Below are 10,647 nucleotides of genomic sequence, written 5' to 3' on the forward strand. Positions count from 1 at the left end.
CCGCAGCGGGACGCGCAAGGTTACCGCCTTGTTTGGCGCAGCACGTAGCCGATGACCACAGCCATGGCATCATAGAGCTCAATGGGTATGGTCTCGTCCAACTCGACCCCGCTCAGAGCTTCGGCAAGAACCGGGTTGGCTTCGATGACCACCCCATTCTCTTCCGCCAGCGCTATGATCTTCTCGGCGACCAGCCCCCTGCCCTTGGCCACCACCCGCGGCGCCTCGCGCGAGCCTTCTTCGTAGTGCAGTGCAACAGCCAGAGGCCGTTCGGTCGGATCGTCAGCTGTCATCGCCTGGCGTCCAGATGTTGCCCGGCATACCCCGCCGGCTGTTTCTGCGGCGCGACCGGTGGTCCGGTACGCACCACAACCGCCCCTGGAACCAATCCTATCGAGGCAAGCTCGCCTTTGAGCTCTTCAATTCCGGCAGCCAGCGCCGCAGCTGTCTCCGGCTGATCTGCCCAAAGCATGACACCCGTCGATTTGGATTTCATGGCTATTTGCGCGCCGATTTCTCCAGCACCAGCAAGGTTGATCGCGAAACGAATTTGCCAGCCCCGATCCTCCGGGGCCTGATTGTCGGCGGTGTCATCCCGATGAATCTGCATCTGCAGTAGGTGCTGTTGTCCCGCAATGACAACCGGCAGGTCGAGGCTCCACTGACTATCCTGCCGAACCGAGTTGGTGTCCGGCAACGACGCATTCTGGTGCAAACGCATACGGGATAGGGCCGCCTCGGTCCGTTCCAATAGCACTTTGCCAGCCTCCATGAGATCGTCCGGCAGATTGGGCGTGCCGCCGTCCCCGGCACGCGCGCGCAGTTGCACGCCGCGCATGGGTGGCGCAACGGCAGCAACCTGGGCGACGGGCGCCTGCTGGCCAAGCCAGTTGCCGAGAGTTTGCCGCAGGCCGAGCAGCGCCGTTTTGGTGTCACCAGCCGCTTGCGCGCCCTGTCCCGACGCCAGCAGGGCTTCCTGGAAAACTCCAGATCTTTGTACCGCGGTCTTGATCATCGTACCGTCTAGCCGCGCGCCGTCCAGGGGCACCCGCAGGGCAAGCACCTGCTGCGCCGCCTTTGCCACCGGCTCGGGCAACGCAAATCTGCCGGCCGCTGCTGTCAGGGCCGTGGTCAGCCCCACCACGCTGTCCTGCCGGGGGATGGCTTGCTGCACCATCTGAGCAAGAGCGGCCTGCGGTGATGAGGCCGCGGCTGGCGGTACACTCGGCGCCACCGGAGAAGTATTGACTGAGCCCCCTGCCGCCATCCCGCCGTAGCTGGGCTGGGGCGCATGCTGGCCGACAACGCTGGAGGGCACAGCCTGCCCCACGGGCGGCAACGCAGTTGCTGCAGAACCAGCAGGGCTGACCACAACTGCCGGCGCGGCAGAAGACGGGGCCGCGTAGGGAATGCCACTTGGCGCTGTCAACGGCGCAGACGGCCCAAACGCCGGTGCCGGAATGGTGTTGCCCGGCGGCGCCCCTGGCGAAACCGGCGCTGAGGGAGGCGGCGAAGCTGCGCCCGGCGCCAATGGCAAAGCGGTTTGCGCCACTGTACCGGTCGGGACCTTCGTCCCTTGCACCGGTGATGCACTTGACGCGATCGGCGAGACAACCCCACTCACAGGTTGCGGCGCTGCCTGTGCGGCCGAAACGGGTGTGGTCGCGTTCGTCGCAATCGACGCGTTGCCGGAGACCGATGGTGGACTGGGCGCCGTCCCAGACACAGCCGTCGATGCCGGCACACCGCCATAGGTGGGGCGAGCAGGCCCCACGCCAGCTGAAGCCGGAGGCGCCGGCGAAGTCCCAACTGTCGACGTCGGCGGCGTCGGCGCTTGCGCCCCCACAACGCCTCCTGCGGACGGCCTAAGGCTTGGGTTCGCTGAGGCAGGCAAGCCGGATAGCGCCGCTGCCGAGAGCTGAACGCTGGTGGCCGGGGTTGTCGTTGCCATCGACGGTTGCGAGACCGTCACTTGTGCTGCGGGTGGCCGCACGCCCTCGACGCTCAGGCGCAACTGCCCGTCCGCCTGCTGCACCGACAAGGTCAAGACTGACCCGACCGGTTGGCTTTGCGGCAAGGTCAGGTTCAGTACCTGCCGACCGACCTGCACCTGCGTCGTGCCATTGGCGGCTTGGCTCAGCACCCGCGCCTCCACCGTCTGCCCCGCTGCCTGTGCCAAGGCGCGCAGACTCGCGCTGGCCATTGCCAGTGGAATGGGCGGAAGCTGGGACGATATGCTCATCGGCCGGCCGACTCCGGCCACGTCATGTGGCTCACACAAGTGTAGCGCATTGCACGAAGCGCGCTACCCTCTCGCGTTTCCGGTAATCCAACGACTATTGCGGCCGGATATCGGTGTAATTCTTGGTCTTGGGTTTGCCGCGGAAGGTCACCCAAAAAAAGTTCAGCGTATAGGTCCCGGCAGTCCGGAAAACCCCTTCCTTCTCCAGCCGCCGGCCCGACGTCTTCATCTTGAGCGCGTAGGTCCACTTGACCCCGCCAACCTTGGACAGGCGCACCGCGACATCGGTATCCTCCCCGAAGAAGTCGATGCTGCGATCATATCCGCCGACCGCCGCCCAAGCGGCCCGCTTGAAGACGAAATTGCCCCCCTGCACCACCGACCCTACGCGCAGCACAAAGCGGTTGAGCAGGTAAATCAGGTAAGTCAGCCCATAAAACAGGCTGATCAGGAACCGGTTATGCGGCGCCATGTCATAATAAACATAGGGCCCGCTGAGACAGACCAGCTTCGCGTCGCGTTCGAATTCCCGCATGACCACATCCAGCCAGCCTTCGGGCACGATGGTGTCGCTGTCGATATTGGCCACCAGCTCATAGCCTTCGCTCGCCGCAAAACCGGCATCGCGGGCATTTACCAGCCCCTTCTTGGGCTCATCCACAACGCGCACGCCCGCAAAGCTGCGGGCGATCTCGCCCGTCTGGTCGGTCGACGCATTGTTGACGACGATCACGTCCGCATCCGCGCCGGACCGCTCGATTTCCGCCAGCACTGATTCCAAACATTTGCCGATCAGCGCCTCTTCATTGTAGGCGGGAATGACGAAGGCCAACTTCATGGGGTTCCCCTTGTCCGGCGCCGGGCCGGTCTTGTTTGGGGAGCACATAGCGCGCCACAGCGTTTGCGGCAACCGATCCCATGTCGAACCGGCACCGTCTGGTGCCACCGGGCGACTTGTTCCGTCGGCCCATGTAGTCTGCTAACATTGATCGGGCGCCCGAACGGTTCATGTGCCGTTCAGCAGCAATCATCGATGGATGTAGTCATGATTAGACTTGCCACATATATCGCTATTGCTTCCATGATTGTGTCCGGCGTCACTCTTGGTGCCGGCGAGGGAACGGCCGTCGGAGTCAAACCCGATGCCCTTTCGCGTCTGGGGTCCAACGATCGCCTCCTTGTGGTTGGTGCCGACGTTTCCGTCGGGGAGACTATCGTCACTGGCCCCACTGGCAATGTGCAATTGCTGTTTGACGATGCCACCCGCCTCGTCGTCGGCCCGCGTAGTAGCCTGCAAATTGAGACCTATCTGCTCGGAGGTGGCGGCGGCGCGAGCAAGTTTGCTGTCAATGCGCTGGCCGGGACTTTCCGCTTCATCTCCGGCAACAGCCCGAAATCAGCCTACTCCATCGACACGCCGACGGCCTCAATCGCCGTGCGCGGTACAGAGTTTGATCTCACGGTCGGCGGACGACAAAATTTCGTCCTGCTCTTTGAGGGCGCCCTGCGATTGTGCAGCGGCACGACCTGCGTGGACCTGACCAGACGGTGCGATCTCGGGGTGATTGGCGGAGGCGCCGCCGATGTTCTGGCCTGGACCAATCCGGAGCGCGACGGATTGGTGGCGAATTTCCCGCTACCGAACATCCAGGCCAGTTTCGGCACCCCATTCAGGGTGTCGGGCGCCCAGGCCTGCCTTGCCGCCCCCCAGAACGGCTCCTCCAATTCGCTGGTCAACTTGCCGCCCCCCGGACCGCCCCGCAATCAGACGACACCCTGCAACAATCCGCAGATCTGTTGAACGCCACACAACTGCGGAAGTCGCGCGGCGCCTTGAAATGGCAGGCGATTTGGTCCTTTGTGGTGCGCTCGACCCTGTCCACAAACAAGTGATCCAGATTGAGCTCCGCAGACCGATCGACCGCGAGACCCGAAGCCCCGGAAACCAGACTGGGCCGGCTCAGATCGAAGCTGCGGCTGCTCTACCATGGCCAATCACCGCAGGCCCTGCGGTTTCAGACCACCATCCTGCTGGTCGACTTGGCAATCATCGCCTTTTTCATTGCCACGCCCCTGCTGCGCGAAACCGAAACCTTCCTTTGGATCGACTACTCGATTGCCGCGATCCTGGCGATCGATCTCATCGCCCGCGGCCTGGCATCGACCCATCCGCTGCGATGGCTCCGGCAATTGCCGGTCATCATCGATATCTTCATCCTGATCACGCTGCTGGCCCCGACATGGCTGTTCAATCTAGGGTTCCTGCGTATCCTGCGACTTTGGACCCTGACCCGCACTAGCATGGTCTGGCGGCCGCTCGAAAAACGCGGTTTGGGCGGGTATCGCGAAACGATACAGGCAGTGATCAACCTGCTGGTTTTCATCTTCGTGGTGACGGGCTTCGTCTACACAGCCTTTGCACGGCGCGACTCGGGCATTGCCGGTTATGTCGATGCGCTCTATTTCACTGTCACAACCATGACCACCACGGGGTTCGGCGATATTGTCCTGCCGGGCACCTTCGGCAAGCTCGTGTCGATTGTCGTCATGATTATCGGCATCTCGCTATTCGTGCGCCTCGCGCAGCTGATCTTCCGCCCCGCCAAGGTCAATTTTCCCTGTCCGCAATGCGGGCTTCACCGGCACGAACCAGACGCGGTGCACTGCAAGGCCTGCGGACACCTGCTCAACATTCCCGACGAGGGCCTGGGCTGATCTGGCTATTTGACCACGGGAATACGCACCCGGAAGCAGGCGCCGGGCAAGGGGCCGGGGACGAGCTCGAGCGTTCCGTTCATCCGCGCCACGATCTGTCGGCTGATGGCAAGTCCAAGGCCCGCGCCACCCTGGTCGCCGCCCCCCTCAACGCCGCGCCAGAACTTCTCGAATATCATCTTGCGTTCGGACTTCGAGATGCCCGGACCGTTGTCGGCGACATCCACGACATAGTGACCCGATCTGACGCTCGAACTGATCTGTACCACCGGATCGTTGGCGTCATTGTACTTCACCGCGTTGGAAATCAGGTTGATGAAGACCTGGCACAGCCGGTCGCTATCCCCCTCCACCATGGTGGTGTGCGCCCGCTCTCCGAATTCGACCCGAATGCCCTTTTGCCGCAGAAGTGCGTCGCAAACCCCGATGGCCCGGTCCAGTGCCTCTTCGCCATCGACCGGCGTGTTTTGCCAGCTCCGCTCGCCGCGCTCCAGGGCGCTTAGGTCCAGAATCTCATCCAGCAATCGTGTCAGGCGCAGGCTCTCGTTGTGAATCGTTGAGATAAAGCGCTGGCGCTGTCCCTCATTGAGGTCGCCGGGCTCCATCAAAATCTCCGAGAACGAGCGGATCGAGGTCATCGGCGTCCTTACCTCATGGCTGACCTGGCTGAGGAATTCGTCCTTCTGGCTATCAAGCTCGCGCAATTGCGCATTAGCATCTTCCAGCTTCCGGGCAGTCACGCGAAGCTCCGCGGAGGTCTTCTCCAGCTCCTGCGAATATTCGATGACCTGCTGGGTCTCGTCGGCCATCTGCATCATTTCCTCGAGCGACACATCGCCGCCGGCCACCACCTTGGCCAGCATCACATGTGCCGAGGCCGATCCGATCGAGCCTGCAAGTTCGCGCTCAAGGCGCGAGATGAATTCGGGCGTCGGCTCCAGCATCGCCGGCTCCACACCGCGCTCTTCCGCCGCCGCTTCGAACAAGGCGGCCGCGCGCTTCTCGCCCAGCACGCGCTCGGCAACAAAATAGAGGTCATTGGCGGTGGCCGAACCCGGCATGAAGCCGCGATGGGCAAAGGGCCGGCGGCGGAACACATCGACAAAGGCCGCGGCCTGAATGCGCTCCAGTGCCGATTGACTGGAGAGCAGAGACCCCAGCACGAGAAACACGCTATTGAGCAGCAGGCTCCAAAACACCGAATGCACGAGCGGATCGAGGCCATTGAGACCGAAGAGGTTTTCCGGCCTCAAGTACCCGATGCCCCAGGGCCCACGCTCCATGACATCCGCGACCCAGGGAACAACGGTTTCGAAACTGGGCAGGAACATCGTCCAGGCCCAGACCACGAAGCCAACAAAAATGCCGCTCGCCGCACCGCGCTGCGAAGCCTCCCGCCAATAGAGCCCAGCCAGTATCGCTGGCAGGAATTGCGCCACCCCGGCAAAGGAAATCAGGCCGATGGGCGCCAGGGCGTCATCACCCGTCAGCGAAAAATAGAGGAAGCCCAGGGTCAGGATCAGGCCGATCGACACGCGTCTGCTGAGCAGTAAAAGGCGACGAACGTCCTGCCCGTCCCCCTGTCCGACATTGGAGGAGCGCAGGATGATCGGCATGATGATATGGTTGGACACCATGATCGACAGGGCGATCGAGGCAACAATGATCATGGATGTGGCCGAAGAAAATCCGCCGATGAAGGCGAAGAGCGCAATGCCCGACTGGCCCTCCGAAAGAGGCAGCGTCAACACGAACATGTCCGGATTGGCGCCCGGTGGCATCACCGTCATCCCGTAAAGCGCGATCGGCAGGGTGAAGACACTCATTAGCAGCAGGTAGGCGGGAAACGCCCAACCGGCGACGCGGAGATGGTCCTCATTGGCGTTCTCGACCACCGTGATCTGGAACTGCCTGGGCAGGCAGATGATCGCGGCCGCCGAAAGCACAGTCATTGCCACCCATCTGGGGCCGAACGGGTCCTCCTCATAGATGGCAATGCCCGCCGCCTCGGCACCGCGATAGATCGCCTCGAAACCGCCTCCGAGCCCAAAGGTCACAAAGATGCCCACTGCGAGCAGAGCGGCAAGCTTGACCACCGCCTCAAAGGCAATGGCCGCCACCACGCCGTGATGTTGCTCCTTGGCATCCACATTGCGGGTCCCGAAGAGAATGGTGAAGAGTGCCATGCCCGCGGCAATTCCGAACGCCAGGGCCCCGTCATCAACCCCGGCCAGGCTGCCACGCGCGCCCTCGGCCGACTCGGCCACAGCCTGGATCGAGGCGGTAATCGCCTTCAGTTGCAGCGCGATATAGGGCGTGATGCCAATGACCGCGATCAAGGTGACGAGTACCGCCAGGCGACTCGACTTGCCATAACGCGAGGACAGCAGATCGGCGATGGAGGTAATGGCCTGCATGCGTCCGATGCGCACCAGCTTGCGCAACACGAACCACCAGCCCACAAAGACAATGGTGGGACCAAGATAGATCGTCAGGAACTCCAGCCCGCCGCGGGCCGCATTGCCCACCGCGCCGTAGAAGGTCCAACTGGTGCAATAGACCGATATGGACAGGGTGTAGACGGCAGGATGGCGCAGGAATGAGGACTTGTTGGCACGGGTGTGCCGATCGCCGAAATAGGCCAGCACAAACAGCAGCCCAACATAGACAATGGCCGTCGCGATGACGAAATCCGCCGACAGCATCAGTCGTTCCCCACATGCTCGTCCTGATCGGACGCACGCGGCAGGTGACGGGTCAGGATCGCGGTCGCAGTGACCATCAGAGCCCAGACCACGAACAGATAGACCACAATCTGCGGCAGTCCGAAGACCAGGATCGGATGGTTGAAGATATAAACCAGCGGCGGAACGATCAGCAGGGCGCTGAAGACAGCAAGGACCAGAACACCGCTTTCGAGCTTACGACGATCGGTCATCTTCGCCCAGCAGCTGGCGGACCGCTCCCACCACCTCGGCGTTGGAATAGGGCTTTGTGACGAAACCGTCCGCACCCAGTTCCTCGGCGATCCGGCGATCCTGCTGCTGCCCCTTCGCCGTCAGGATGAGCACTGGCAGGTGTCGCGTCGGCGCGTCCGCTCGCAATTGTTTCAAGACGTCGAACCCGCTGCGCTTGGGCAGCATCACATCCAGAACCAGAATGCGCGGCAATTCGCGCCGCACACGTTCCAGAACCGCCTCCCCATCTGTCACCGATTCTATGCTCCAACCCGCGCGGCGGAGAATAAAATCCAGTGATTCCAGTATGCTAGGCTCATCTTCGGCGATCAAAATGTCGACTGCCAATGCTCCCCCCAGACGCGCGATCTCCCCTTCGCGCATTGTGATACTAACCCGAATTCACCCATCGGCGCCAAGAGCAAAACCATCACCCACCAATGTGGCTCGTAAGTTTTCGCCCCCTGGAGCCGGCGCCATGGGCTCTTCTTGGCGGCTGGCACAATTGGTCCTGGTACACAGCCGGCAGGTGGGCCCCACTTCAACATCGGCCTCGTTGTCGGCCAGATCGAGCCCCTGCGCATAGACCGTCTTGTCTGCATGCAAGACATTGCAGGCCAGCATGACCGAGGCCATAACCGGTGGTTCATGGAAGGCTGCCGCCCTGCGTTGCACGGTGCGGGCCACGAACAGATAGCGCGACCCATCGGAGAAGCGGACGACCTGGCGCACCGGCATGTCCGGCGTTCGGAAGGCGCCATAAATCACCCAGAGCGGACATGCATGCCCCGAATAGGGCAGCAAAAGCCCTGGCAATGGGAAGTGCTTGGTCAGCCGGCCGGCCGGATCGGACCTCAAAAAGCCGAAGGGAACCCCTTCTTCGCCGGGCCGCCGCAAGGAGACCAGCCTATGGGCCACTTGCTCATAGCTGGCGTAATAGGTCTGTCGCAGCTGATCGATGTCATAGGCGCCTGCCTCCGCCTGCTCCAGAAAGGGCGAATACGGGAAGATCATCGCGCCCGCGAGGTAGGAACCGAGCGCCCGCTGCGCCAATCGCAACGCTGCCGGTGAGGCCAATGCGGCCTCGTCCAACTCGGCCTCGATTGTCGCACCGGCCGCCAGTTCCCCATAGAGACGGGCCAATTGGAACTGCCGCGTCGCCAGCGTCGTCGCCCCCTGCAGCCACATTGTTCCCAACTCGGGAAAGTAGCGATATTGGCCGGGGAAGTCGGGCGGACCTGCAGGTGGAGGCCCGCCAATTGTGACGGTCACGTTGAACTGCCGTTCGAGGGCCTCCGTCAGGCCCTGCAGTCCAAAGCGGCCATACTTCTCCACGTCCATCCGCAGCGCCTCACCGGCTGCCTCCAGCGACGGGAAGTAATTTGTGCGCTCGATCAACAGATCGTCGATCTCCCTGGCCGCCGAAACACTCCTCCGGCTGGCGCTGGCATTTTCAAAGTGACCGATGAGATTGCGCGCAACAGCGCCAAGATTACGAGTCTCACGTCCGATAGCCGCCAAAAATCGCTGCCGCTCTCCGTCCTCGAGGTCGGGCACATCCTCGAGGATCTCTGCGCTCGAGCGAACAGCCGTCACCCCGGAGAGCACCTGGTGCAGCAACTGACTGAGGAGCGGATCGGAACGAAGGCGGTCAGCAAAGGCATCCGCGCTGGCGACAGCATCTGTGTAGGCCCTGTGCAGCCGCGTTATCGCCAGCGCGCTTGCCGGATATTGCGCCACCATCTGCCTGCGTTCGTCCGGCTGAAATGGTAGCGACTCGATCATGGGATCGGCATAGGCCTCTTCCAGATCCTGGAGCAGTTTCTGCTCCGCCTGGCCGGTCAGATCGTCGATGTCGATGTTCAAATGCAGCGCCACACGCTGCAGCAAGGCACCGCCGACATCGCGTTTGTTGTTTTCGATCAGGTTCAGATAGCTGGGAGAAATACCGACCAGCCGCGCCAGCGCCGCCTGAGAAATCTTCAGCGATTTCCGCCTGTTGCTGATCCGAAATCCGATTGGCGCGCGCATGCTCACCCTCCCCCGAACAGCCGACTTGTCAACGAATTTACTCGATGACGCGCCTTGAAGAACAACAATTTACAAGTTTTTGCTGGAATTACAATGACCTATTGCCGACGTTTTCAAATATGTCGAATACTGGGCAGGCGGAAAGTGGCTGGCAAAGTACCAGCCGCCCCGCGCCACAAGGAGGAGATCGATGACATTTTTGAAGCGCGGGCTGTCCCGTCGCAGGGTTCTGCAGACCGGCATGGCCGGCATTATCGGTTCGGGCGTGGCCCCCATGATGTTCACCAAGGGGGCTTGGGCGCAGGAATTCTGCAACAACCCCACTGGCGACACGGTCACCCTTGGCCTCAACCTGCCGTTGACCGGCGCCTATGCAGAAGAAGGCGCAGACGAACAGAAAGCTTACGAGCTGGCCATTGCCCACCTCAACGGTGAAGGCGACGGCGGCCTGCTCAACGTACTCACCCCGTCCGCCCTGAAGGGCAACGGTATCCTGGGCAAGAAGGTCGGGTTCGTCACCTCGGACAGCCAGACCAAGTCCGACGTTGCTCGTGCAGGTGCGACCCGCATGATCGAGCGCGACGGCGCCATCATGATCACCGGTGGTTCGTCATCGGCCGAGGCCGTGGCCGTGCAGGGTCTCTGCCAGGAAATGGGCGTCATCTTCATGGCGGGCCTGACCCATTCCAACGATACGACCGG

General features: G+C 62.2%; 11 protein-coding genes. 4 read left to right on the plus strand and 7 right to left on the minus strand.

What is annotated here, in order from left to right; genetic code table 11:
* Positions 1 to 20 precede the first annotated feature (20 nt).
* The gene (locus QZ564_RS03975) at positions 21 to 293 is read right to left on the minus strand and encodes an EscU/YscU/HrcU family type III secretion system export apparatus switch protein (RefSeq protein WP_297104953.1); all 273 of its coding nucleotides are present in this window, start codon (positions 291 to 293) and stop codon (positions 21 to 23) included.
* On the minus strand, positions 290 to 1,096 hold the full coding sequence (locus QZ564_RS03980) for a flagellar hook-length control protein FliK (RefSeq protein ID WP_297104956.1): 807 nt from the start codon (positions 1,094 to 1,096) through the stop codon (positions 290 to 292). The genes QZ564_RS03975 and QZ564_RS03980 overlap by 4 nt, the downstream gene beginning before the upstream one ends.
* Positions 1,097 to 1,409: 313 nt before the next feature.
* Between QZ564_RS03980 and QZ564_RS03985 the strand changes: the two genes are divergently transcribed.
* Positions 1,410 to 1,754, plus strand: a complete 345-nt coding sequence (locus tag QZ564_RS03985) for a hypothetical protein (RefSeq protein ID WP_297104959.1) — start codon at positions 1,410 to 1,412, stop codon at positions 1,752 to 1,754.
* Positions 1,755 to 2,336: 582 nt separating this feature from the next.
* Here QZ564_RS03985 and QZ564_RS03990 read toward each other — a convergent pair.
* Positions 2,337 to 3,080, minus strand: a complete 744-nt coding sequence (locus QZ564_RS03990; RefSeq protein ID WP_297104962.1) for a glycosyltransferase family 2 protein — start codon at positions 3,078 to 3,080, stop codon at positions 2,337 to 2,339.
* A gap of 207 nt (positions 3,081 to 3,287) precedes the next feature.
* On the opposite strand from QZ564_RS03990, the gene QZ564_RS03995 reads away from it, so the two are divergent.
* Positions 3,288 to 4,043 carry a FecR domain-containing protein gene (locus tag QZ564_RS03995; protein WP_297104966.1) on the plus strand — a complete coding sequence of 252 codons (756 nt, stop codon included), beginning with the start codon at positions 3,288 to 3,290 and terminating at the stop codon, positions 4,041 to 4,043.
* A 98-nt stretch (positions 4,044 to 4,141) separates the two neighbouring features.
* A complete protein-coding gene (locus QZ564_RS04000; RefSeq protein ID WP_297104969.1) occupies positions 4,142 to 4,957 on the plus strand; it encodes a potassium channel family protein in 816 nt (271 codons plus the stop codon).
* Positions 4,958 to 4,962: 5 nt separating this feature from the next.
* Here the strand turns inward: QZ564_RS04000 and QZ564_RS04005 are convergent, their stop codons facing one another.
* Genes QZ564_RS04005 through QZ564_RS04020 form a run of 4 tightly spaced genes read right to left on the minus strand, consistent with a single transcriptional unit; the run spans position 4,963 to position 9,945 of the window.
* Entirely contained in the window at positions 4,963 to 7,662 is a 2,700-nt protein-coding gene (locus QZ564_RS04005) for a sensor histidine kinase (RefSeq protein ID WP_297104972.1), read from the minus strand.
* On the minus strand, positions 7,662 to 7,895 hold the full coding sequence (locus QZ564_RS04010) for a hypothetical protein (RefSeq protein WP_297104975.1): 234 nt from the start codon (positions 7,893 to 7,895) through the stop codon (positions 7,662 to 7,664). Before QZ564_RS04010 ends, QZ564_RS04005 begins: the two co-directional genes overlap by 1 nt.
* Complete coding sequence (locus QZ564_RS04015) at positions 7,879 to 8,262, minus strand: response regulator (protein WP_297104978.1); 384 nt, start codon at positions 8,260 to 8,262, stop codon at positions 7,879 to 7,881. The genes QZ564_RS04010 and QZ564_RS04015 overlap by 17 nt, the downstream gene beginning before the upstream one ends.
* Before the next feature lie 54 nt (positions 8,263 to 8,316).
* Positions 8,317 to 9,945: a short-chain fatty acyl-CoA regulator family protein gene (locus QZ564_RS04020; RefSeq protein ID WP_297104988.1), complete on the minus strand. Its 1,629-nt coding sequence runs from the start codon at positions 9,943 to 9,945 to the stop codon at positions 8,317 to 8,319.
* Between the two features lie 190 nt (positions 9,946 to 10,135).
* Between QZ564_RS04020 and QZ564_RS04025 the strand changes: the two genes are divergently transcribed.
* A partial coding sequence (locus tag QZ564_RS04025) for an ABC transporter substrate-binding protein (protein ID WP_297104991.1) occupies positions 10,136 to 10,647 on the plus strand: 512 nt, incomplete at its 3' end.

This window comes from uncultured Devosia sp., from assembly GCF_913055165.1.
Classification (GTDB): Bacteria; Pseudomonadota; Alphaproteobacteria; order Rhizobiales; family Devosiaceae; genus Devosia.

Bases quoted from the DNA above. Each gene is read 5' to 3' on its own strand.
- QZ564_RS03995 (WP_297104966.1), top strand. From the start codon at position 3,288: ATGATTAGACTTGCCACATATATCGCTATTGCTTCCATGATTGTGTCC.
- QZ564_RS04010 (WP_297104975.1), bottom strand. From the start codon at position 7,895: ATGACCGATCGTCGTAAGCTCGAAAGCGGTGTTCTGGTCCTTGCTGTC.
- QZ564_RS04005 (WP_297104972.1), bottom strand. From the start codon at position 7,662: ATGCTGTCGGCGGATTTCGTCATCGCGACGGCCATTGTCTATGTTGGG.
- QZ564_RS03990 (WP_297104962.1), bottom strand. From the start codon at position 3,080: ATGAAGTTGGCCTTCGTCATTCCCGCCTACAATGAAGAGGCGCTGATC.
- QZ564_RS03975 (WP_297104953.1), bottom strand. From the start codon at position 293: ATGACAGCTGACGATCCGACCGAACGGCCTCTGGCTGTTGCACTGCAC.
- QZ564_RS03985 (WP_297104959.1), top strand. From the start codon at position 1,410: ATGCCACTTGGCGCTGTCAACGGCGCAGACGGCCCAAACGCCGGTGCC.
- QZ564_RS04020 (WP_297104988.1), bottom strand. From the start codon at position 9,945: ATGCGCGCGCCAATCGGATTTCGGATCAGCAACAGGCGGAAATCGCTG.